Genomic DNA, 21,783 nt, shown 5'->3' with positions numbered 1-21,783 from the left:
TTCTCGGCGAATGGTTTTCAGCGGCGATATCCGGCGCGCTCACCTGTCAGGACGACGGTTCGCGCCGGAATTCATCACTCGCTCACTGTGATGCGCGACATATGTTTTCGGTCCGCAGCACAATCTTCGCCATTGGCCGCGGGGCCCGGCAAGCGCCGAGTCGGCAACGCCGGGTGTAGCCGGGCTCAACGCTCACTCGTGTTGTGCGGCTTCGGCGATGACTTCGAGGAAGGGCGGTACGAGTGGGTTCCGGCCCGCGCTCGGCCACATGAGGCCGTAGTCGATGGTCGGCGCATCGTGGAAGGGGACGAACACGATGCCGGGGCGGGCGTGGAATTGTTCGGCGCGCAGTGCCACGGTGCTGACGCCGATGCCCTGGCTCACGTGTACCAGAACTTCTGGCCAGAAGGTGGTGGCCGGTCCCTGCGGGATCGGGCGGCCGGACGGGGTTCGGCGTGGGAAGTGGTGGTCCATCCAGTAGCGCGGGATCAGCGCGTCATTGAGGGTGACCAGTGTGGTGTCCGCGAGGTCCTCCAGTGCCACCGATTCCCGCGTCGCGAATGAATGCCCCTGCGGGACAAGCAATCCGCGTGGCTCGGCGAACATGATCGCACCGGTGGTGATGTCGGGTTCGGCGATCGGGAATTCGGTGAGCTGGAGATCCACCGCGCCGGAACGCATTCGGCCGAGCGGATCGGTGAGCTGGATTTCCTCGATGTCGACGGCGGTGTGCGGGTAGCGGATTCGGAACAGCTCGGTCGCGCGCACCAGCAGATTCCCGCTCCAGGCTCCCGAGAAACCGAGGGTGATGGTTCGTTCGACGCTATTGCCCCGGCTGGCGGCGGTGATGCTCGCGGAGATCTGGTCGTAGGCGGGGCGCAGCTCGTCGCGCAGCTGTCTGCCGAGCGGGGTGAGCGTGACCGTGCGGCTGTTGCGCTCGAAAAGTGGCGCGCCGATCCGCCTTTCGAGTTTGCGGATGGTCTGGCTGATTCGGCTCGTGGTGACGTGCAGGCGTTCGGCGGTGCGACCGAAGTGCAGTTGTTCGGCGAGCGTGAGAAACGCCTCCAGTTCGAGCCGCTCCAGCATGTGTGGTCCTCCATCGTGAAGCCGGGCTCAACGCAGTGTTCGGGATTTCTTGAACGATCGCCAAAATACATTGCGTTTACTGTTTGTTCAATATCTTTGTCGGCTTCTATCAGCTTGCATTGCAATGATTCTGGTGATGAATGCAAAATGTGCGCCGGTATGTCTTTGCAATGAGATGGACGTGAACGCATACTGAAGCGGCGCACCTACTCGGCAGACAGGAGCTCGGCACCGATGCCCGGAGGCAGACTCACCGATGAAGACCGTCAGCGCATCGCCGCCGGACTGGCGGCCAGGCTCGCCTATGCGGAGATCGGGCGTCGACTGGACCGCCCGGCGTCGACCATCATGCGCGAGGTCACCCGCAATGGCGGCCCCGATGGTTATCGGGCTGCCCAGGCGCACAAGGACACTCGGCAGCGGGCCCGCCGCCGCAAACAGCCCCGTCCCGCCGCTCCGGCACTACTGGACAACGCGCACGGCCGCGACCCGCACGCGGTCCGGGACATCGCCGAGACCTTCACCGAGCTGCTGATGTCGCAGGGTCTGCCCCGTATGGAGGCGAGGGTGCTGTCCTGCCTGCAATTCGCCGATTCCGGTGCGCTCACCTCCGCCGATCTGGTGCGGCGGTTGGGCGTCAGCCCGGCATCGGTCTCCCATGCCGTCGCCTACCTCGAAACCCAGGCCATGCTCCGGCGCGAGCGAGTCGCCGGTACACGCCGCGAGCGCTATGTCATCGATGATCAGGTCTGGTTGCACGGTCTACTGACATCCGTGCAGACCAATCACGCCGTGGCCGACGCCTCGAAACGAGCCGCCGAGATACTCGGCCCGGCCACCCCCGCCGGAATGCGTTTCGAATACGCCGCCGAACTTCTCGACCTGGTGAACGACGCGCTGCGGCAGGCGGTGGATCAATGGCGTCGCACACTCGCCGACCGGGCCGCGGGTCCTGATTAGCGAGTCGTCCACCCACTCGGGCTCGTCCGATCGTTACCATCGCAATGCTTGCCTTTGGTAACGAGAGTTCGTGATGAGGGGAGTACGACAATGCGATTCACCGCGTTCGGCGCTGTCGCCGCCGCGTTCATAGGTGCGGGCGTAGCCGTTGCCGCACCCGCCACGGCCGATCCCGGGGATGCCTGTCAGCTCGGCTGGTCGAATGTCGGACCGCGCACCTGCGCCAAGACCGACTTCACGCTCAGCCCGGTTTTCACGCTCGGGAACGGTGTGTGCGCGGGCATGTTGTCCGCGGGCGGAACCGGATTCGATGGTCCGCTCGGGCAGTACACCGAGGCTCCGGGGGCCGCGCATGCGGTCGTGTTGCGTGTGACACAGGGGTTTTCGCCGGTGGGCGAATGGGGGCCGCAATTGCTGGCCTGTGATGTGACGGCGGTCGTGGATTGGCAGAACCTCGACAGCGGTCAGGCCGGTACGGTGACCCGCTTCATTCCGGCGGGCCAGCGATTGAGTCCGGCGATCATCCTCGCCGAAACCGGTTCCGGCCGAGTGCGACTCACGCTTCGCACCGATAAGCCGAATATCCCGGCCGTGACCGAGATATTCGTGCCGTAGCGCGCTAGCCGGAGATGCTGGGCAGCGGGCAGCCGAAGCTGCCGGTGGCGGCGGAGGCGCGGACCTGAACGGTCAGCGGTGCCAGCGTGATCCAGTCGGAGCCCCAGCCGCCGGTCGCGGTGAGCACATGCTGGCCGGCGGTCTTCGGGGTCCAGGTGACCTTCGCCGGGCTGGGGATCAGGCCGCCCACTTTGCCGGTGCCGATGACGGCGCCGTTGTCGGAGAACGTGATCGGCATGCTGTTGGTCGAACTGCTACCGCCGCCGACGATATCTCCACTGGTCAGGGTGTAACCGCACCCGGCCTGCGGCGCCGATGAGCCATCCAGCGTCACGGCGCCGTAGTCGGCCGCCGCCGCGTTCGGGGCGGTCGCCAGCAATACCGCGCCGAGTCCGGCGATCGCCGTCGCGGCGAGCTTGGCGCCGCGCACCCGAGAAGTTGTCATGAGAGCCCTTCCACTACGAAATGCCCATGCGTTCATGGACCTCCGGCACGAATTCGAGATCACGCCGATCAAGTGAAATTATCACGCTTCAAATTGCGTGGAGCTTGATTCACGCAGGTGAAGATGGGGGCTTGACGGGTGGCAACCAAATACACACCTAGGGCAAATGCCCGATACCGCGCCCGCCCGCTACTTCCTAGAGTCGATAACGGAGATCGGAACGACCATCCGGTTTGCGTCGCTTCGATGTCGAGGGGTTGACGAAGCGCACTGACCGCCGCCGGATGGCGTCCCGTCCCATCCGCTACTCCTTCACCGCGGCGGCGAGCAGATAGTCCAGTGGCAGGGCGAGCCCATCACCCCGGTGTTCCGCCCGCTGCTCGATGAACAGCCGCAACGCGTATCGCAAATCCTCCCAGCGCCCGGCGGCGGTCAGCCGATCCTGCTCGCGCACGATATGGCCCGCCGTGCGAATCAGAAAGTCCACACCCGCGCCGACACCGGAGAACGGCAGGGTGAGCTGCCCACGCGTTACCGCCGTGATTCGCAACCGGTGTGGTTCGAGGATGGTCGCGAGCCCGGCCGCGTCACCCCACGCGCTGGGCGGCCCGCTCGCCGCGGGCGGTGGCGGCAGGAACTCACCCAGTACTCGACCCATATCGGGCAGCACACTGCCCGGCACCCACGAGGCGAGCGCGACCCTCCCCCCGGGAGCGGTCACCCGTGCGAGTTCCCGTGCCGCGCCCGTATGATCGCCCGCGTACATCACCCCGAATACGGAAAGCGCCACATCGGCCGAATCATCCTGCACGGGAAGCTCTTCCACCGCACCGGTAAGCCATCGAATCTCGGCCCCCGCCTTCACGCCGCGCTCTCGCGCGACCCGCAGCAGCGCCGGTTCGAAATCGACCCCGACCACCGCGCCGCCACGCGCCGCCGCTGCCAGTGCCGCGTTCCCCGTACCGGTCGCCACATCGATCACCCGATCACCGGGTGCGATACCGGCCGCCTCGACCGCGGCCAGTGCGGCGGGTTCGAGATACCGGGCCATCAGCGGGTAATCGCCCGAACCCCAGGTCGTCGCGCTGTCATTCATCCGTCGTCTCCTCGAATCGGAGACGCCCTTGGTACGGGAAACGCGGACGAGCGTGGCGGAATGAACTCCGTCGCAGCGTCTCTCGCCCCGGCAGCACGAGCCTAGCAAGCGGTGCTCTGGGATACTGTGAGACTAGGAAGGGCACGAAATCGGATGGCCGAGAACGGCTTCGACCTCGTTGCGCAGGGATGGAATCATGTCCTCGGTATTGACCGCCATCGAGCCGCCGGATGCCGGCGTCACCTGAATCTCACTCCAGCTCTTCAACCGCCCACTGCGATCGAACAGTTGAGCGTACTTCTCTCGAAGATTGTCCGGGATTGTGCTGCAGCTCAGCGCCTTATGATCCAGCGCGGTCAGGTTCAGCCGCCCGGAATTCCCCTTCGGATATGGCTCTCCGCACGTCGGGGGATGGCCATACCGGTCAGTCAAATACCCGTAGAGCACAACGACATCGCTCACCGGATTCTCGCCTCGTTCTCGATCGGCAGGCATAGCCCGAATCTCGCTCATCGATTTCAGCCGGCCATCACCGCCATACAGGTACCCGTATTCCCACCTGAGGTCCTCGGGCACCGGCAGACAACCCAGCTTCTCATACGCACTATCTGGACTGACCGGTGTCGTTGCTCCCGATGGGAGGTTCTCACTGTTATCTGCGCAGGCGGCGGCCAGTAGTACAGCTGAAAGGGCGGCCGCTGCGCGACCCGTCTTTCTCGTGTACCGCGGCTGTCGAGTCGGAGGCTCGGTCACCCGTGAAATTCCTGTTCGGTCACTGCGGGGCTGGTGGTGGTGCGTCCCACGACGCACCACCACGTTATCGGCTGAAATGACTATCAGTTGAGGCCCGTTATGTCCTGGGCTATTGCGGCGAAACGGGTTTCGGCTGCTGAGACTACGTTGGTGCGGTTTTTGTGGGCTTCCTCATAGGCGAGGACCGCGCGGATATCGGCGGGGCGGGTGAGGGATTTGATTGCGCTTACGGCCTGGTTGACGTTGAGGTTGTCGTAGTTGTCTACGGGGAGCTCGTCGGATTCCAGGACGCCGGTGGTGGTGCGCAGGGAGTGGAGGGTGTCGGCGGCGCTGTCGACGCCCTCGCGGCGGGTGACTCGCTCGGCGGTGGCCAGGGCCGAGTCACGGGAGGCGCCCAGGGTTTTGGCCGCTACCTGGCTCGCGTGGGCGCCACGGTCGAGGGCTTCCTCCAGGGCCGGGCCGGCCGAGCGGAAGAGGTCGAGCAGGCGGTCTATGCCCTGGGTGGACCAGGTGATCGGGAGGTTGGCCAGGCGTACCGCGGTGCCGGTGGCGGCCTGGAAGGGGGTGCGGCGCAGGGCGGCCGGGCCGCCGAGGGCGTCCTCGGCCAGCACGGTGGTGAGCCACTGCACGGTCGCGGTGTGCGCGCTGATCAGGCGGTCGGCCAGGGTGACCAGATCCGCGCGCTGGGCATCGGTGGCCAGAGCCTTGATATAGCGGGCTCGGTCGAGCAGCCGGTGTTCGAGGGCGAGGTCGTTCAGCAGTGCCTCGTCGAACGACTGTGCCTGCTCGCCAACGGTTTTGAAGGTCGCGGCGGCCCGTCCGAGGAAGGGGCCGATCAGCTGCGGTACGCCGCCCAGTTCGCGAATGGCGGCCTCGACGGCCTCCGCGCGGGCGCGGGCGTTGTCCGCGTTCTCGGACAGCTCGCGGCGCACGGCCTCCGTGCGAGCCTGCGCGGTACGGGTTTCGGCGATCTGGATTTCGGTATGGGTCAGATCGCGCACGGTGCGCAGTTGCGTCAGCAGGGTGGTGGTGTCGCGTGTGCTCATGGATTCTGGTCCTTCGCATCGACATTGGGTGATGGCGCGAAGTGCGCCATTGGTTGGACTACCCGCTGATCGCATCCGAAACATCACAGCGCGGGGTTCGGGGTGAGCAACCCCACGGCGAAACCCAGCTTTCCGGGTCATGACACGGCTAGATCTTTACGTAAGGTAAAGACCTGTGTTGAAAGAGGGGCTACGCGAGTTCAGATGTTCGGGTGCAACGGTTTTCGCACTATCCCTCGGTGCGGTGATCGCATTGACGCTGGTCTTGGCCACGGTCGACCCCTGGATGCACGAATCCGGCGGCATCCTCGCGGGCGGGTTGGACGCGCACGTGTACCGCGACGGCGCGGACCGGGTGCTGCACGGGCGTCCGCTGTACACGGAGCCAACGTTTTTCGGGCTGCTCTACACGTACACACCGTTCTCGGCACTGGTCTTCCTGCCGATCGTCGTGCTGCCCTGGAGCTGGGTCACATACTCATCGCTGCTGGTGAATGTCGTCGTGCTGTATTGCTGCGTGCTGCTGAGCTGGCGCATCCTGGGATATCGCCTGAACGCCCGGCTGGCGGGAATCAGTGCGCTGCTTGCGATTACCTGCCTGTTCCTGGAACCGGTGCGCACCACGCTCTTCTACGGCCAGATCAATCTGGTGCTGATGCTGTTGGTGCTCTGGGATTTCGCGCGCGCGGATGACAGCCGCCTGCGCGGTATCGGAGCCGGTATCGCGGCGGGCATCAAACTCGTCCCCGCGTATTTCACTGTGCAGTACCTCGCACTGCGCCAATGGCGTTCGGCGGCAACCGTCGTGGCCGGATTCCTCGGTTCGATCGCACTGGCCTGGCTCATTCTGCCCGCCGATTCGCATCGCTACTGGTTCGAGACCTTCTTCCAGTCCGAACGCATCGCACCCGACACCAACCCGGCCAATCAATCACTGCGCGGCATGCTCGCCCACTGGACCGGCGGTTCCGCGCCGATCTGGCTCTGGTTCGCGGTCGTCGTACTGGTGACCTTCGCGAGCCTCGCGCTCACCGTGGCCCTGCAGCGCCGCGGCGAACGCCTGCTGGTGGTGACCATCGCGGGTATGACGGCCTGCGCGGTATCCCCGTACGCCTGGGGCCACCACTGGGTGTGGTTCGTCCCGCTGCTGGTCCATCTCGTCCATCGCGCGCAATCGAACTCCCGCTGGTGGATCGCCGCCGCAGCGCTGTTCGTCGCGACCGGCGCGTGGGCGTATCACTGGGGCGAGAACTATGTATCGGTGGGAATCTTCCTGCTACCGAAACCCTGGCACAGCGAGGCCATCCTGGAGAACTCCCACATCCTGGTCTATTTCGCCGTGCTGCTCTACGGCCTGCTGATTTCGTACCGGTCGCCATCCTTCCCGCTCCCGGCAACGAATAAATGATCAGCACACCCTTCGATCCGGATTCCGGTTCGCAGGGAAGGGCGAATCTAGTTGATCTATAAGTATCTTTCGCGAAGGAGGAAAGGCATGATCCCGCATTTCATCGGTGACCTGGTCGCAGCGGTCAACGACCTCCTCGGGAGGTTGCTGCTTCCGTAACCGGACCACCCGGGGCGGCTCGCACCGCCCCGGGTGTGGCCAATCCTCCCGATATGCGTCCCGCGCCCACCGGCGACACCCGATGAGCTGCAATTTCGCTTGAGACACAGCGGAATTCGCGGTAGTTCGGGTAACTTACGATAGGCAGGTGGGAGGTATACGAGTGGTGACGGCAAAACGAACTCGAAATCAATGGGGCGGTCGACTGCGTGAAGTCGGCATTATCGCGGTGGCGGCGGCGCTACTGGGTGCGGCGGGTACGGGGGTCTCCGCTGCCGCACCGGTACACGGTCCGGTATTGCGTTCTCCCGCAGGCGGTTACCAGGAGCTCTGGGTACCGTCCGCGATGGGGAAGATCAAGGTTCAGGTGCAGTGGGCGGCGCGGGGCGGGAGTTCGGCGCTGTATCTGCTGGACGGGTTGCGCGCACCGGGGGATCACAGTCAATGGACCAGTGATACCGACGCGCTGCGCCAATTCGTCGGGGACAATGTGACTTTGGTGTTCCCGGTGGGCGGGCACTCCAGCTTCTATACGGACTGGTATCGGCCCAGCAGCACCAATCAGCAAGCGACGAAGTACAAGTGGGAAACCTTCCTGACCAAGGATCTGCCCGCGTATCTGGCGGGCTACGGTGTCTCGCGCACCAATAACGCGATCGTCGGCGCGTCCATGGGCGGTAATGCGGCGCTGACGCTGGCCGCGCATCATCGCGATCAATTCCGCTTCGCCGGATCCTTCTCCGGCTATGTGCACCCGACGTTCCCGATGTGGAATGAGGCCATGCGCGCCGCCATGCGCGATGAGGGCAACTTCAATGTGGACGATATGTGGGGTCCGGCTTCGGATCCCGCGTGGGTGCGCAATGACGCCACCGATCAGGCCGAATTGCTGCGCGGGCTGCCGATGTACATCTGGTCCGGCAATGCGCTGCCCGGATTGGCCGATCTGCCGTTCGGGCTGGGCAATACCCTCAATGCCATGGGTCTGGAAGCGATGACCTTGATCGCGAATCAGATGTTCCGGGATCGGCTGGGAGCCTTGGGGATTCCCGCGCGCATCGAACTCGGCAATGGCACGCACACCTGGCCGTACTGGCAACAGGCGCTGGCGAACGCCCGCCCCATGATTCTGGACGCCCTCAACGCGCACTGACGTATCCCGTTGGTTCGCGGTATTTTTCGATGACGGGTGTCGGGGGCCCGCCCTACTATCGGCGGGTGAGTATTGCCGGGGATGAACAGCGGGTGCGCCCGATCGGACGCCGTGCCGAGGATGCCGGTGCGCCCCGGCCGAATCCCGCCGTGAACCCGTTCGACGCCGAGGACGCCGCACCCGTCGATCCGGTGCTGCGGCTACTCGACGAGATCGACGCGCTCGTCGAGGACAGCATGCGCGATGGCGAACCCGAAACCGGTTACGACTTCGACGATCCGACCTATCCGGACTGCCCGAACCCCCATTGCGATGAGCCCTGGCACGGGCTGGCCATCACCGCCCGCATGTCGGCCATGCGGTGGCGCGGCCTGGTCGATCCGGACTACGACTACGACACCGACGACAGCCCGCTGCTGTGCCCGGGTTCGAGACACACCGGCGAATGGCCCGTGCCCGAGGGCGAGGCGGTCGCGGAATATTTTGCGGCGCAGGAGGATTCGGAACACGAGTTCGTCCCGGATCCGCGTCTGGTCGCGGCCGATGCCATGTGGATGGCGGTCGGCAGGGCGGCGACCGCGATCTGGGTTACCAGCCTGCCGCTCGCGGTCGTCTCGATGTTCACCGATGCCGCACGCTGGCGCTGGCTCACCCTGATCATCGGCATCGTATCGCTGTCCAAGATCTATCTGCTGTTCGGCCGCACGCGCCGTGCCCTGCCGCCGGGTTATCTGCGGCAGCGGCTATCCGTGCGGCCCGAAACGATTCCGGCCCTGGCGTTGATGTTCGCCGCCGGATGGCTCCCGGCGCTGTGGGCGTGGCGCTATCCCCGGGAGTCCTCCGGTTATCTCGCGGCCTGTTATCGCACCCTGCTGGTGTCCTGCCTGCTGGCCGGTATCGGTCATGCCGTCGTGCAATTGTCCCGAGCCCGCACGGTGCCGGACGAACTGGTCGACGGTGTACCCGAGACCGACCGCCCGGCGCACGGCGGACGCCTGCTCCGATTCGCCTTCGGCTGGCTGATCTTCACGGTGCCGCTATTGCTGCTCTTCGGCTGGACCCTGGGCAGATTCACGCATCAGCCCGACGCGGTCTGGGTGGCCACCGGCGTCACGGCCATTGTTCTCGCCACCCTGGTGGTCGAAGCCGTCGTCCTGAATCGTGCCCTCCTGGTCATCCGCGCCACGCTGCTTGTCGTAATCGCTACGGTGCCGCTTCTGTGGTGGTCGCTGCACGCTCTGTCGAGCGCTGACTTCCATCGCTGATTTCCGGCTGCGCCGACCGGTGCCCGGGCGATGCCGTGGTGAATATGGCTGCTACGCAGAGGATTGCGATGACGAAGCAGGCCAGCGTGTACCAGGGGTTGCCGATCGGATCGCCGTTCGCGGTCAGGCCGTTGGTGGCGTCGCGGAGATCGGGGAGTGCGGTGATCCAGAGAATGGCCATCACCAGCAGGTAGAGGGGGCTGTAGACGCGGACGAAAGCGTTTGTGTAATGCGGGATTTCGGTCGACTGGCGTTGACTTTGCCAGCTGCGGAACAGGATCGGGATGGCGACCAGGGACAGCACGATCAGTTCGGCGGCGTAGAGGGTGCCGCGCACGGTGGTGCTGCCCGCGCCGAAGACGGTGGCGGGGAGCGGGAGGATGAAGGTCCCGAGGGAGGCCAGCAGGCCGATTCCGACTGTGCGGCCTACCAATTGGGGGCCGGTGAAGCGGGTGCCCGCGTCGACCTTGCGGCCGACGAACCAGTAGACGCAGAACGCCAGCGACATCGGCCACAGGGCGGCGAACACCACCACGCTGGGAAGCGGGACCGAATCGAAGAACGGCTGATTCAGCGAATTGCCGGTCGACCATTCCCACCAGCGCAATTGCGGGCCGAGATGATCGAAGATCTCGTAGAAGGCGTGATGGACGAAGCCCACGCAGGTCGCGCCCAGAAGCGCGCCGTGGCGGCGGAATACGCCCAGTGAGCGCACGATCTCATAGGCCACGGTCGCCATGAAGGGGTAGATGGCGACGATATAGAGCGGCAGGCGGCCCCATAGGAAATCCACCGTGAAGACGTTGTGCGCGAACATCGTATCGACGTGCTCTTCGATGCCGAAGGCGGCGGGGAAGTAGAGCGGCGGTTCGATGATGAACAGGTAGGCGGTCGCGCCGAACCAGAGCGCCAGATTGGTGGGGTCGCCGTGCCGGCGCAGCCGGATCACCGCCCAGATCAGCGCCAGGATGGAGCCGAGGATGACGGTGGTTTCCAGGACCGTCAGGGTCCAGTTCTCCAGGCCGAACGGATTACGGAATTCGACCAGGCCGCCCGCTTCCTCGCAGGAGAAGCCGAGCGAGTGCGCGAGTTGATCGAAGGTGGGGGCACAGTGGTCGGTCATTTACTTCGCTCCGATCGAATCCGCTGTGTACCAGCGGGATACGTCGTATCCGGCTTCGTAACGCCGGAACCACACGTCCGCGAGCGCGGGTAGTTTCTCGTGCGCGGGATTGTGTTTGGGCAGCTGACTGCGAATGATGCCCTTCAACGCCACCAGTTGCTCGCCGAGCGGCAGCGCGTCGAACGCGCGCAGCATCGGGCCGCTGTTGCGCGGGTGCAGGCCGGGTAGCAGGCGGCGCAGGTGCTGCTGTCTGCGGTAGTTCGCGAACATGGCGAGCGCGTCCACCTTCCGATCCTCCACGGGCACATGCTTATTGAAGCCCGCGCAGGCGATCCGGACCACTTTGAGCACATGCCGGAAGATCGACGGGGCCATGCGCATGCGGTAGAGATCGCTGCCCACGACGGAATCGAAGATGATCAGCGCCGAACTGCGGTGTTCGACCTCTTCGACGAAATGCCAGATGAACAGGGATGCGACGCGATCGTCGCCGGGCGCGAACAGCGCGGCCTCATTGTCGAGCATGAGTTTGAAGACCGAGGTGAAGGTGGCCTCCAGGTCCGCGGTGTACGCGAGCCGGTAGTTCAGCGGGGTGCTGGCGGTGAGGCGGTCGAATTCGCCGATCACCTCGTCGAGGGTTTCCTGCAGACCCGGATGGCTGCGGATCAGACCGCGCACATGCTGGCGGTGCGCGGTCGAATGCTGACCCTCCTGCCGCATGAACGCGTCCGCCTCCTCGGCGACTTCGGCATCGGTGATCAGCGGTTTCGTCTGCATGATCATCTGCACGATCATCTTCTCGAAGCCGATGGCCAGGAACGACACGGCATTGGCCATGCTCGCGAAGGCCGGATTCTCCTCGTTCCAGAGGAAGGGCACGTCGTAGTCCTCGAAGGCGAAATTCATCTTTCGCACGATCAGATCCGTCATGGTGACCATACAAACATACACTCTGACGTCTAGGTGTATGTTCAATCGAAATATTGGGTGACCACGACGTGCTAACGTCGGTTTTCGTGGCACGAAGGCGCGGGTGGGGCGGTAGTCCGCCGGAGAGTGACGACGAGGCGGCGAGCCGTATCGTGGCCGCGGCCGTCGACCTGATCGGTCGTACGGGCCGCGAAATCAGCATTGCCGACGTGGCCGAATCGCTCGGTGTCATCCGGCAGACCGTGTATCGCTACTTCCCGAGCGCGGAAGCGCTCATGCGCGCCTCGGCCCTGGCGTCGGTGGCGGGGTTCCTGGACCGGCTCACCGAACAGGTGCGCGGACAGGAGGATCCGGTCGAGGCCATGACCGATGCGGTCGTCTACACCCTCACCGAGGTGCATCGCACCCCGCACCTGGGCATTCTGCTGACCCCGACCTACTCCGCCGCCGATCCGGAGGGCATCACCTCCGAGGAGGCGCAGGCCTTCGGTATGACCATGATCAAACGCTTCGACGTCGACTGGTCGCAGTATGGCTACGACGACGAATCCCTGCGGGAGCTGGTCGAATACCTGCTCCGCACAATGCAATCCTTCTTCGTCTCGCCCGGTCATCCGCCGCGCTCGGAGGAAGAATTGCGCCGCTACCTGCGTCGCTGGATGGGTCCCGCGATGCTGGCGCAGGCCACCCTGCACGTGCCCTGATCATCCGCGGCGATGAATTCCGCCGCGGCGCACCGTCTCCATAGGCAATATCCGATACGAGGAGGAGCCATGCTGCCGGACCCGATCACCGCCAAGAACCTCAATATCTACGGCGACGACGAACTCCCCTGGAGCCGCGCGCTCAAGGCCGCCGAACAAGGCATCGGCGCAATGGAAACCGCCGCCTTCCTCTCCACCGTCGCCCCCAACGGCAGCCCGCATTCGGCCGGCATCGGCGCGATAGCCCACAACGGCTACCTCTACTTCACCAGCGGCCCCGGCACCCGCAAATCCCGCAACCTCACCCAAAACCCCGCCTGCACACTGTCTTTCCGCCTCCCCGAAGTAGACCTCGTCTTCGAAGGCCACGCCCACCGCACCACCGACATCCCCGAACTCGACGCCGTAACCGCCATCTACCGCACCGGCGGCTGGCCCGCCGAACGCGCAGGCGACACCGTAAACGCCCCCTACAGCGCCCAAAGCGCCGGCCCCGCCCCCTGGTACCTCTACCGCTTCACCATCCACACCGCCGTAGGCGTAGCCCTGGCCGACCCCCACGGCGCAACAAGCTGGCGCTTCGCCTGACCGAACTACGCGTGCCCCGCGGCGATCCAGTCCAGGGATTGGCCGTGTGGGCCCGTGTATGCCAGGGGGTGGCCGTCGAGGCTGAGGGCGAAGGAGCCGCGAGTTGTGCTGGGGGAGTGGGGAAGGCGGGTCGTGACCGAATCGAGTACGCCGACGCCCTCGTTGGTGATCCAGCGGCAGGGGAGGGTGCGGATTGTTCTTTCGAAGGTGAGGCGGGAGGCGGGGTCGAGGTAGGCGAGGACCGCGCTGCCGAAGACGACGGGGGTGGCGTCGGAGGGGGCCTGGGCCACCAGGTCGGTGATGGTGTCGAGCAGGTTGCCGGTGACCAAGTGGGGTGGGTCCGTGCGGGCGATGGTGATGGCCGCGCGCAGGCGGTCGCGGCGGTGCTGTTGTTCGGGCCAGACCAGGCATTCCAGCCAGCGCATATCGTCGGCGTTCTCGACGTCGAGGGGGTTCAGGTCGACGCCGTTGCGGGACACCACATTCGGGAGTTCGGCGGGTAGGGGCGGGTTGCCCGAGGTGGCGCAGGTGAGCACAACGTCGGATATGCCGTCCGCCGGGTCGATGGCCACTCGTTCGTCGTATCGGTAGCTGTAGCGATCGGGGTAGAGGCACAGTCCGGCGGACGCGCCGACCTCGATCAAGGCCAGCGGCCCCGGAATTCGCGCCAGCGCGGGCAGCAGCACCGCCGCGCGCCCGGCCTCGTTGGTCTGGGTGCGGCGTGCGATCGCAGTCTCGGCGACCGCTGCCCAATGGCGGATCAACCACGGTTTGAAGTCGGTGAACTCCGACGGCTCGGCGCCCAGATAGCGGGCCGCACCCAGGATCAGGTTCGGTTGCCGCTTGTCGGTGGGCAGTTGTTCGATCAGCGCGAGAATTTGATCGTCATGAGCGATTTCGCGAGACCACCGTTCGTAGCACTCCGAATGGCCGCGCGCCTCGTGCTCGGCGAAGAACTCGTACCGCTGTGCCGTATTCACCCGTCCCCCTTCAGGTCCCAGCCGATTCGAGGCCGAGGACATGAAGTTACCAAGATCGAACTCGGGCCCGGCGAGTGGCCGGGCCCGAGTGGTCGGGATCAGTTCGCGGTGAGGCGGGCGGGGAGGTCGCGGTGGCCGTTGGAGATGAAGCCGATTACGGGGGAGAGGGTGGTGGGGTCTGCGAGAGTCAGGTCGGGGAAGCGGTTGAACAGTGCCGGGAGGGCGATGGTGGCTTCCAGGCGGGCCAGGGGGGCGCCGATGCAGTGGTGGACGCCGTGGCCGAAGGAGAGGTGGTCCTTGTTGACTCGGGTGATGTCGAAGGATTCGGAGGTTTCGCCGTGGATTTTGGGGTCGCGGCCGGCGGCGGCGTAGGAGGCGAGAATCGCTTCGCCCTTGGGGATTCGGATGCCGTCGATCTCGATGTCCTCGACCGCGTAGCGGAGGGGGAGGTGGGCGACGGGGGCCTCGTAGCGCAGGGTTTCCTCGATGACGTCGTCCCAGGTGACCTCGCCCGCGCGCACGGCGGCGAGCTGTTCGGGGTGGGTGAGCAGGGCCACGATGGCCTGGTCGAGGAGATTCACCGTGGTTTCGTGGCCGGCGTTGATGACGAGCATCAGCGTGTCGACCATTTCCTTCTCGGTGAGACGCTCACCGTCCTCATCGCGGGTGGCGATCAGGACGCTGGTCATATCGTCGCCCGGGTTATCGCGCTTGAAAGCGACGAGTTCCTCGATGAGACCGAACATTTCGAGGTAGTTGGCACCGGCCGCCTCGGGGGAGATCTCGGTGTCGAAGAAGCGCGCCACGCAGATGCGCAGCGCGGGTTCACGATCCTCGGGGACGCCCATCAGTTCGGTGAGCACCTGAATCGGCACCGGATAGGCGAAACCCTCACGCAGATCGACGGTTTCACCCGCCGGGGTCGCGGCGAGGTTGTCCAGCAGGGTGGTGACGATCTCCTCGATGCGCGGGCGCAGCGCCATGGTGCGGCGGTGCGTGAACGCGGGGGACACCAGTTTGCGCAGGCGGCGGTGATCCGAGCCGTACGCGGTGAACATATTGGTCGCCGCGACCCACGGGAACAGCGGCCATTCGGGGGTGACCTCACCATTGCCGAACGCCGCCCAGTGCTGCGCCGGATCCTTGGACACCCGGGGATCAGCCAGCAAACGCTTCAACACATCCGCGTCGGTCACCGACCACGCGGGCACACCCATGAGCTCGACCAGGGTCACCGGTCCACGTGCACGAATGTGGGCGTTCTCACCTTGAATGTCGACACCGGTCAGGTCCAATGCCAAGGGTTCGATCGTCAAAACAGCTCTCCTACTTCACATTCAACGGCGGGCACGCAGGGAACACCACCGGCAGCGCTGCCAGCGCGCGGTGGAATGGCCCTGGACGCCAAGATAATTCATCAACCGGAACGGCGAGACGCAGCTCGGGCAGCGCGTCCAGCAGTTGGTCGATGGCCTCCTGCGCCACCAGTGATGCGACTGACTTCGCCGGGCACGCATGCGGTCCCAGGCTCCACGCCAGATGTGAGCGATTGCCGATGCGCTCCCCGCCGCCGATGGCGGGATCGTTATTGCAGCCCGCCAGGCTGATCACCACCGGCTGATGCGCGGGCAGCCAGGTCTCACCGACCAGCATGGGCTGCCGCGGGTAGGAGATGGCGAAATTCGCCATCGGCGGATCGTTGAACAACACCTCGTCCAAAGCGTCACGGGTGGAAAGACTTCCACCCAGCACGTCACCGGCGAAGCGATCGTCGGTGAGGATGAGCCGCAGCGTGTTGATGATCAGATTCTGCTGCGGTTCCAGCCCCGCGCCGTAGATGCTGATGATGTTGGCCAGCATCTCGGTGTCGTCCAGGCCCGCGTCATGCTGTAGCAGCCGCGTCACCATATCGTCGCCGGGCTCACTCCGCTTGAGCTCGATGAGCTCGAGCAAAGCGCCACTGAGCGTCTGCATTCCGAGTTCGGCGTTCTCGTCGACCGAGTCGAACAGCGCCGCCATCCCCGCGGCCACCCGCTGCCCGATCTCCGGCGGGCAGCCCAGCATGTCGTTCAGTCCCGCGAAAACCAGAGGGAACGCGTACTGGGTGATCAGCTCCGCGGATCCGTTCTCGCAGAACGTATTGATCAGCGGAATAGCCTCCCGCTCCACGATCGCGTGCAGCCCGTGCAGATCCACCCCGTCCACGGCGTGCACATTGGCCTGCCGGTACCGGCGATGCGCCTCACCGGCATTGCGCAGCACGTTCGGATACCACTCCATCATCGGCTTGACCGGGCAGTCCGCCGGAATGTTCTGCTGCCAGATGCGCGGATCGGCCGGGAAATGCTCCGGATCATTGAGAATCCGCACCGCGTCGTGATAGCCGATCACCAGGGTGGCGGACACCCCCGGCGCGAGTTCCACCGGCACCAGCGAGCCGTAACGCCGGCGCATCTCGCGATAGTTTCCGTGCGGGTCGGCCGCGAATTCCTCTGCGTAGAGCGGGAATTGCGTGCCGTCGACTAGGACGGTGGGCCCGGTCGAAGTGGTCAAAGTCGTGACTCCTGACGAGATTGGAACAGGTACTCGACGAGGGTGATGAGCGACTGCACGCACGTACGCCGATCGCGTGCGTCCAGGGCGGTCAGCGGGGTGCCCTCGGCGAGGTCGAGCGCATCGCGGATCTCCGACAGCGGATACCGGTGCGCGCCTTCGAATTCATTGACCGCCACCGAATACGGCACACCGCGCTGTTCGAGCACGGCCAGCACCTCATCGGACTGCTCGATGCGCCGGGTATCGACCAGCACCAGCGCGCCGAGCGCGCCGAGTGCGAGTTCTTCCCACAGCGGGACGAACCGCTGCTGACCCGGCGTACCGAATAGATACAGCGCCAGTTGCGGATTCAGCGTGATGCGGCCGAAATCCATTGCGACCGTTGTGGTCGTCTTCTCACGCAGTCCGGCCATATCGTCGACGCCGACACTGGCCTCGGTGATCGTCTCCTCGGTGCGCAGCGGCTTGATCTCCGACACGCTGCTGACGAACGTGGTCTTACCGACGCCGAAGTTGCCTGCCACCAACAGCTTTACCGACTTGACGACGGTGGGGGCCAGATAGTCGACGCCCGGGGGCGCCAACTCAGACCGCAAGGGCGCGGAGCCCATTCAGTACCTCTTCCAGCAGGCTGACGTCCGGCAGGGTGTGTGCGGGCGTCCGGGTTATCAGGTGACCGCCATCGAGCAGGTCGGCCACGACGATCTTCACCACCGAGGGCGGCAGATCGAGATATGCGGCGATCTCCGCAAGCGACAACGCGTCCCGGCACAGCGCGTAGATGCGCCGGGCATCGGGCGAGCCGCCCTGCGGTGGGGTTTCGGCGGCGACGATCACGGTGACCAGGTCCAGCTGCCGGGAGGCGCGCGAACGCCCGCCCGTGCGCACATAGGCCCGGACCAGATCGGGATCCCGCCGCGGCCCGGTCACGGCCGGGCGCCGCCGCGCGGTATGGCACCGAGCTCGTGCCCGACCCGCGCCGCGAGCTCGTTGAGCCGGTGCGCGACCAGCGCCACATCGACCTCGGGGGTGGTGGAGACGCCGATGACCGCGCCCTCGCCCGCGGCGGTAATGAAGATCATCCCGCCGTCGTATTCGGTGACGTTCTGGCGTACGCGATCGCCCGGGCCGCCGCAGAATTCACCGAGCGCCTTACCGAGCGAACGCAATCCCGAGGCGGCGGCGGCGAAACGTTCCGCGTTGTCCTTGGTGATATTGCCCGAATGCGCGATCCGCAGCCCGTCCTCCGATAGCAGCACGGCGAAACGCACGCCCGGAATGTCGAGATCGGCGAGCATCCAGCCGAGCCGGTTGCTGCCGTCGGACGGATTGTCGACCGCGGTGTGCGAGTCGGCCGCTGTCGGTGAATTCACGAGTTGTTCCCTTCGGTCTGATCGACTTCGGCCGCGGCGGTACGGCCGCTCACCGAACCGCTGTACCACGCCACCGCGATATCGGGTCGAGCGAGTTGGAGCGTCGGCGCGGGGGCGAGCGCCGGTGCGGATTGGAGATTGGGCGCCGCCTGCAATGCGGGCATGGGCGCCGAAGTCGGTGCGCTGGGCTGAACCACGGTGCGCCGCCGACGTTTCGTTAGTCCGCTCGCGGTCAGCGCCGCGGCGATTTCTTCCTCTTCTGCCACACTGCGCTCCTGCACGGGTGCGACCACAGGCGCTGCAAGCGCGGGCTGCTCCCGCACATCCTGCGGTGCGACCAAGAGTGATTCGGGAATGAAGACCATGGCGCGCACGCCGCCGTAGGCGTTCGGCCCGTCGACGTACACGCTGAATCCGTAGCGGCGCACCAGCGCCGCGATGGACGGGAAGCCGATCTTGGGCGCGGGACCGAGTTCGAGAATGTCGATGGCGCGCTCACCCGCCAGCACCTGCCGGGCATCCTCGAGCTGTTCGGGATTCATCCGCACCCCGGCATCATCGATCAGAATGGTCACACCGTGGTGGCCTTCCTGAAAACTGATGTCCACGAACGAGGTTGGCGGCGAGTAGCGCAACGCGTTGTCCAGCAGCGTCGCCACCGTATGCACCAGTGGCTCCACGACGCGGCTCACCACCACGCGGTCGGCCTGGGTGGAGCGAACGCGCAGATAATCGCGAACACGGCCGATCGCGCCGCCCACCACATCGGTGACCGCCTGCTGCGGCCAGCGGCGTCCGGGCAACCCGCCGCTGACGATCACGTAGGACTGCGCCTGCCGGATCATCTGCTGCACACTGTGATCGATGCGGATCAGCGTCTCGTACACCGCGTCATCGCGATGCTCGCGCAGCGCGGCGCTCACCACCTTGCCGACGTCCGCGCCGAGGCTCACCACCGAGGTGCCGAACGAGCGCACGGCCGCGCCGGTGACATCGCGGGACGCGCCCTGGGCGGCATCGCGCACGGCCTGCGCCTCATCGCGCACGGTCTGCTCCGCCTTGGCGATCGCCTGCCGGGCCTGCGTCTCCACCTCGCGCCTGCCCTGTTCGGCAGCCTCGGACCAGAGCAGCCGCAAATCCTCGGCATAGTATTCGACGGTCTGCCACACCAGCGGAGCGATACTCGACTGCTCCAGTCCGACCGGGATATCGGTCCCGGTGACCGGCATTCCGGGTCGCCGAATCGATTCGGTGACCGACGGAAGCGTCTTGCGCACAAGCTGTTCGAGCAACTGCTCCCAGCCGCGCACCTGAGCGGTCAGCGCGTCGGCCCGCGCCCGCTCCGCCCGCAGTCGCAGCGCCGTATAACCGGCCGCCGCCACCGCAACCACAAGTAGGGGAACAACTATCCAGAGAAACATCACGGCCATATGGGGTTTCGTCAATCCTGTCGGCTACACCGGGGTCGGGCGCACTCGCGCAACACGCCCGACCGTAGCCCACAACATACCTATTCCGTTATCCCAGCGATACTTTCACTTGCGATCCCCGCAAATTGAGGGCTCACGCACAATCAGGTCAGCGAGCGCACTTGCGCGATGTCATACTCGGCTACCTGCGCGGACCGGATCATCGCCGCTTGCGAATCCGTCGGACCGCTGCCCCGGAAGTCATTGACCGCCTGCTGGGACTCCCAGCGTTCGAAGATGTTGACGCGCGCGGGATCGAGCAGATCCGCGGTGAGCGAGAAGTCCAGATTGCCGGGTGCGTTGCGTGCCGATTCTACGACCTCGGCGCACTCGGCGAGATACGACCGACGGTCCTGGGGGTCGACGATGAGGTGTCCCGCGACGATGAGCATGTGTGATTCCTTCGCTCGATTCGAAACGATCTGTCGCAGGGTAGGACGGTTCGGTGCGGTGTGATTCATCGGAACCGATCCCGGGCGTCCGGCATGTACCGAACGCCCGGGACAGCCTCGGTCAGACAGCGGTTCCATTCAGATGCCGGGCGAAGAAGCGGCTCCGGCTGTCGGCTGGGACGCCGCGCATCCGGTTATGCCTGCCCGGATAGACGTGCACCGACTTGTCGAGGGAGCCGCAGGCGTCGAACAGCGCCAGGCCCGGCCGCGGATCGATCTCCTCATCGTCCCAGGCGATCAGGAATTCGACCGGGACGGTGATTCGTTTGGCCGCGTCCAGCAACTCGTCGAAGACGAACACCGGACCGAATGACGCCGCGGTGATCCGCGGTTCGGCCGCGACCAGCAACAGGCCGGTGACCACGCCGAGGGTCATGCCGCCGAACCCGATCGGCGCGTCCGGCCCGATCTCGGGCAGCTGTTGCAGGGCGTCGATGGTGGCCTGCCACTCCGGAACGGCCCGCTCGGCCAGGGACAGGTTGAACTCGGTGATGACGGGTGCGAGGGATTCGCCCGCCGCCCGCGCCGCCTGCATTTGCGCGACCCACTGCTGATCCCGCTCAGTGCGCGGCCGGTCGCCGTGCCCGGGTGCGTCGATCGCGGCGACCGAATAGCCGAGCTCGGTCACCAGGTGGTGGGCATTGGCCACGAGTCCCGGTGCGCGCTTGTGCACGCCGCCGGAATGACCGCTCAGGATCAGCGGTGCGCCCGTGGAACCGGATTCGGGGGAGAAGAGAACGCCGGTGACCTCGTCGAGGACGAAACCGCGTTCGACGACACCGTTGGACGATGTCTCGGAGATGATGTTCATGATGGTGCCTTTCGAAATGCCTTGCGTTCGAGGCACTCCCAGCGACACCTATGTCAATCGCTCAACCGTGAACCGAGCGGGAGCACCCATACGGATACAGCGTTCATGGGTCTCACCTCCTCGGTCGAAGTCACGGCCCGCGGTACGTTACACACCCGGTCGCCGACTGTCCATCGCTTATCTGGGCGTTCGCGCGCCGACCGGGGGGTGCGGTGGCGTTCGTTCCGCCGCCACCGCAACCGGTTTCGTGTTCGGGCTCAGGCCAGATCGAGCAGATGCAGTGCGCCTCCCCGCACCATCCAGCCGGTGAACGATTCGATGCGCCCGCAGGACAGACAGCGCTCGGCGGTGGTCAGCGCGCGAATTCCGGTGCGCTCGGCGTACAGCGAATAGCCGACGGCGATATTGAAATCCTTTTCGCCGCATACGCATACCACCGCATCGGTATGGTCGTCGGACCAATCATCATCGCATCCGGCGACGAAATGCCCTGCGCCGCAACCGCGGCAATCGCGGCGAATGGCACCCTGGTCGGGATCGCCCGATACGCCGAAAACAGTGGACCCGCAGTTAACGCAGAGCGAGTGTCTGGTCTCGTGGATCGCATAGCCTTCCGCGCCGATTTCGTGCAGAAACGCATCCAAATCGAGTGGGTTGTCGCCGATGTGCCAGTCTCCGTCCGGGCTCATATGCAATGCCATGCGGGGCATACAACCAGAGTTCGCCGCACCGTGCCGCACGAAGCACCGAGTGTCCGAAACAAGCTCGGACTGTGCCGCACGAAGGCCCCGAGTGTTGCCGCACGAAGGCC

24 protein-coding genes are annotated in these 21,783 nt (G+C 65.5%); 7 read left to right on the top strand and 17 right to left on the bottom strand.

All coding sequences use genetic code 11. The features are described from left to right. Positions 1-192: 192 nt before the first annotated feature. The gene (locus tag AB0L82_RS21480; RefSeq protein WP_364638814.1) at positions 193-1,086 is read right to left on the bottom strand and encodes a LysR family transcriptional regulator; all 894 of its coding nucleotides are present in this window, start codon (positions 1,084-1,086) and stop codon (positions 193-195) included. Positions 1,087-1,320: 234 nt separating this feature from the next. Here AB0L82_RS21480 and AB0L82_RS21475 point away from each other — a divergent pair, with 234 nt between their 5' ends. After that, a complete protein-coding gene (locus AB0L82_RS21475; RefSeq protein ID WP_364638811.1) occupies positions 1,321-2,046 on the top strand; it encodes a helix-turn-helix domain-containing protein in 726 nt (241 codons plus the stop codon). 90 nt (positions 2,047-2,136) lie between these two features. After that, a complete protein-coding gene (locus AB0L82_RS21470) occupies positions 2,137-2,661 on the top strand; it encodes a hypothetical protein (RefSeq protein WP_364638808.1) in 525 nt (174 codons plus the stop codon). 4 nt (positions 2,662-2,665) lie between these two features. On the opposite strand, the gene AB0L82_RS21465 is transcribed toward AB0L82_RS21470, so the two are convergent. From AB0L82_RS21465 to AB0L82_RS21450, 4 genes are all read right to left on the bottom strand, one after another. Next, complete coding sequence (locus AB0L82_RS21465) at positions 2,666-3,106, bottom strand: hypothetical protein (RefSeq protein ID WP_364638805.1); 441 nt, start codon at positions 3,104-3,106, stop codon at positions 2,666-2,668. A 304-nt stretch (positions 3,107-3,410) separates the two neighbouring features. Continuing rightward, a complete protein-coding gene (locus AB0L82_RS21460; RefSeq protein ID WP_364638803.1) occupies positions 3,411-4,202 on the bottom strand; it encodes a methyltransferase domain-containing protein in 792 nt (263 codons plus the stop codon). 132 nt (positions 4,203-4,334) lie between these two features. Beyond that, positions 4,335-4,778 carry a hypothetical protein gene (locus AB0L82_RS21455; protein WP_364638800.1) on the bottom strand — a complete coding sequence of 148 codons (444 nt, stop codon included), beginning with the start codon at positions 4,776-4,778 and terminating at the stop codon, positions 4,335-4,337. A 260-nt stretch (positions 4,779-5,038) separates the two neighbouring features. After that, a complete protein-coding gene (locus AB0L82_RS21450) occupies positions 5,039-6,001 on the bottom strand; it encodes a ferritin-like domain-containing protein (protein ID WP_364638797.1) in 963 nt (320 codons plus the stop codon). A gap of 244 nt (positions 6,002-6,245) precedes the next feature. Here AB0L82_RS21450 and AB0L82_RS21445 point away from each other — a divergent pair, with 244 nt between their 5' ends. The 3 genes from AB0L82_RS21445 to AB0L82_RS21435 all read left to right on the top strand — a co-directional run bounded on the left by AB0L82_RS21445 (position 6,246) and on the right by AB0L82_RS21435 (position 9,986). Next, entirely contained in the window at positions 6,246-7,409 is a 1,164-nt protein-coding gene (locus tag AB0L82_RS21445) for a glycosyltransferase 87 family protein (protein ID WP_364638794.1), read from the top strand. A gap of 379 nt (positions 7,410-7,788) precedes the next feature. Then, positions 7,789-8,721 carry an alpha/beta hydrolase family protein gene (locus AB0L82_RS21440; protein WP_364640405.1) on the top strand — a complete coding sequence of 311 codons (933 nt, stop codon included), beginning with the start codon at positions 7,789-7,791 and terminating at the stop codon, positions 8,719-8,721. 65 nt (positions 8,722-8,786) lie between these two features. Further along, complete coding sequence (locus tag AB0L82_RS21435) at positions 8,787-9,986, top strand: hypothetical protein (protein WP_364638791.1); 1,200 nt, start codon at positions 8,787-8,789, stop codon at positions 9,984-9,986. On the opposite strand, the gene AB0L82_RS21430 is transcribed toward AB0L82_RS21435, so the two are convergent. Next, positions 9,925-11,109 carry a hypothetical protein gene (locus AB0L82_RS21430; protein WP_364638788.1) on the bottom strand — a complete coding sequence of 395 codons (1,185 nt, stop codon included), beginning with the start codon at positions 11,107-11,109 and terminating at the stop codon, positions 9,925-9,927. The two genes, AB0L82_RS21435 and AB0L82_RS21430, sit on opposite strands and share 62 nt — an antisense overlap. Next, a complete protein-coding gene (locus AB0L82_RS21425) occupies positions 11,110-12,039 on the bottom strand; it encodes a metal-dependent hydrolase (RefSeq protein WP_364638785.1) in 930 nt (309 codons plus the stop codon). Positions 12,040-12,125: 86 nt separating this feature from the next. On the opposite strand from AB0L82_RS21425, the gene AB0L82_RS21420 reads away from it, so the two are divergent. Then, a complete protein-coding gene (locus AB0L82_RS21420) occupies positions 12,126-12,743 on the top strand; it encodes a TetR/AcrR family transcriptional regulator (RefSeq protein ID WP_364638782.1) in 618 nt (205 codons plus the stop codon). 69 nt (positions 12,744-12,812) lie between these two features. After that, complete coding sequence (locus AB0L82_RS21415) at positions 12,813-13,331, top strand: pyridoxamine 5'-phosphate oxidase family protein (protein WP_364638779.1); 519 nt, start codon at positions 12,813-12,815, stop codon at positions 13,329-13,331. Positions 13,332-13,336: 5 nt separating this feature from the next. Here AB0L82_RS21415 and AB0L82_RS21410 read toward each other — a convergent pair whose 3' ends face one another. From AB0L82_RS21410 to AB0L82_RS21365, 10 genes are all read right to left on the bottom strand, one after another. Beyond that, positions 13,337-14,311 carry a DUF2332 domain-containing protein gene (locus tag AB0L82_RS21410; protein WP_364638776.1) on the bottom strand — a complete coding sequence of 325 codons (975 nt, stop codon included), beginning with the start codon at positions 14,309-14,311 and terminating at the stop codon, positions 13,337-13,339. A gap of 98 nt (positions 14,312-14,409) precedes the next feature. Then, positions 14,410-15,627 carry a cytochrome P450 gene (locus AB0L82_RS21405; protein ID WP_364638773.1) on the bottom strand — a complete coding sequence of 406 codons (1,218 nt, stop codon included), beginning with the start codon at positions 15,625-15,627 and terminating at the stop codon, positions 14,410-14,412. A gap of 10 nt (positions 15,628-15,637) precedes the next feature. Beyond that, complete coding sequence (locus AB0L82_RS21400) at positions 15,638-16,864, bottom strand: cytochrome P450 (RefSeq protein ID WP_364638770.1); 1,227 nt, start codon at positions 16,862-16,864, stop codon at positions 15,638-15,640. After that, positions 16,861-17,478 carry an ATP/GTP-binding protein gene (locus AB0L82_RS21395; protein ID WP_364638767.1) on the bottom strand — a complete coding sequence of 206 codons (618 nt, stop codon included), beginning with the start codon at positions 17,476-17,478 and terminating at the stop codon, positions 16,861-16,863. Before AB0L82_RS21395 ends, AB0L82_RS21400 begins: the two co-directional genes overlap by 4 nt. Next, entirely contained in the window at positions 17,453-17,797 is a 345-nt protein-coding gene (locus tag AB0L82_RS21390) for a DUF742 domain-containing protein (RefSeq protein ID WP_364638764.1), read from the bottom strand. Before AB0L82_RS21390 ends, AB0L82_RS21395 begins: the two co-directional genes overlap by 26 nt. Beyond that, positions 17,794-18,165, bottom strand: a complete 372-nt coding sequence (locus AB0L82_RS21385; RefSeq protein ID WP_364640402.1) for a roadblock/LC7 domain-containing protein — start codon at positions 18,163-18,165, stop codon at positions 17,794-17,796. The genes AB0L82_RS21390 and AB0L82_RS21385 overlap by 4 nt, the downstream gene beginning before the upstream one ends. A gap of 71 nt (positions 18,166-18,236) precedes the next feature. Further along, a complete protein-coding gene (locus AB0L82_RS21380; protein ID WP_364638761.1) occupies positions 18,237-19,670 on the bottom strand; it encodes a sensor histidine kinase in 1,434 nt (477 codons plus the stop codon). A 143-nt stretch (positions 19,671-19,813) separates the two neighbouring features. Next, positions 19,814-20,101 (bottom strand): antibiotic biosynthesis monooxygenase family protein, encoded by a 288-nt coding sequence (locus AB0L82_RS21375; protein ID WP_364638758.1) that lies wholly within the window; start codon positions 20,099-20,101, stop codon positions 19,814-19,816. 121 nt (positions 20,102-20,222) lie between these two features. Next, complete coding sequence (locus AB0L82_RS21370; protein WP_364638755.1) at positions 20,223-20,972, bottom strand: alpha/beta hydrolase; 750 nt, start codon at positions 20,970-20,972, stop codon at positions 20,223-20,225. Between the two features lie 257 nt (positions 20,973-21,229). Then, positions 21,230-21,673, bottom strand: coding sequence for a hypothetical protein (locus AB0L82_RS21365; protein WP_364638752.1), 444 nt, complete (start codon positions 21,671-21,673; stop codon positions 21,230-21,232). Between the last annotated feature and the right edge of the window lie 110 nt (positions 21,674-21,783).

It is taken from the genome of Nocardia sp. NPDC052001 (assembly GCF_040680615.1).
Classification (GTDB): Bacteria; Actinomycetota; Actinomycetes; order Mycobacteriales; family Mycobacteriaceae; genus Nocardia.
This window is presented reverse-complemented; position numbering and strand designations above follow the sequence as displayed.

Excerpts from the sequence above, each read along its gene's own strand:
- AB0L82_RS21475 (WP_364638811.1), top strand. The coding sequence starts at position 1,321 with ATGCCCGGAGGCAGACTCACCGATGAAGACCGTCAGCGCATCGCCGCC.
- AB0L82_RS21365 (WP_364638752.1), bottom strand. The coding sequence starts at position 21,673 with ATGGCATTGCATATGAGCCCGGACGGAGACTGGCACATCGGCGACAAC.
- AB0L82_RS21470 (WP_364638808.1), top strand. The coding sequence starts at position 2,137 with ATGCGATTCACCGCGTTCGGCGCTGTCGCCGCCGCGTTCATAGGTGCG.
- AB0L82_RS21395 (WP_364638767.1), bottom strand. The coding sequence starts at position 17,478 with ATGGGCTCCGCGCCCTTGCGGTCTGAGTTGGCGCCCCCGGGCGTCGAC.
- AB0L82_RS21375 (WP_364638758.1), bottom strand. The coding sequence starts at position 20,101 with ATGCTCATCGTCGCGGGACACCTCATCGTCGACCCCCAGGACCGTCGG.
- AB0L82_RS21370 (WP_364638755.1), bottom strand. The coding sequence starts at position 20,972 with ATGAACATCATCTCCGAGACATCGTCCAACGGTGTCGTCGAACGCGGT.
- AB0L82_RS21415 (WP_364638779.1), top strand. The coding sequence starts at position 12,813 with ATGCTGCCGGACCCGATCACCGCCAAGAACCTCAATATCTACGGCGAC.
- AB0L82_RS21430 (WP_364638788.1), bottom strand. The coding sequence starts at position 11,109 with ATGACCGACCACTGTGCCCCCACCTTCGATCAACTCGCGCACTCGCTC.
- AB0L82_RS21425 (WP_364638785.1), bottom strand. The coding sequence starts at position 12,039 with ATGACGGATCTGATCGTGCGAAAGATGAATTTCGCCTTCGAGGACTAC.
- AB0L82_RS21465 (WP_364638805.1), bottom strand. The coding sequence starts at position 3,106 with ATGACAACTTCTCGGGTGCGCGGCGCCAAGCTCGCCGCGACGGCGATC.
- AB0L82_RS21480 (WP_364638814.1), bottom strand. The coding sequence starts at position 1,086 with ATGCTGGAGCGGCTCGAACTGGAGGCGTTTCTCACGCTCGCCGAACAA.
- AB0L82_RS21450 (WP_364638797.1), bottom strand. The coding sequence starts at position 6,001 with ATGAGCACACGCGACACCACCACCCTGCTGACGCAACTGCGCACCGTG.
- AB0L82_RS21380 (WP_364638761.1), bottom strand. The coding sequence starts at position 19,670 with ATGGCCGTGATGTTTCTCTGGATAGTTGTTCCCCTACTTGTGGTTGCG.
- AB0L82_RS21460 (WP_364638803.1), bottom strand. The coding sequence starts at position 4,202 with ATGAATGACAGCGCGACGACCTGGGGTTCGGGCGATTACCCGCTGATG.
- AB0L82_RS21385 (WP_364640402.1), bottom strand. The coding sequence starts at position 18,165 with ATGCTCGCCGATCTCGACATTCCGGGCGTGCGTTTCGCCGTGCTGCTA.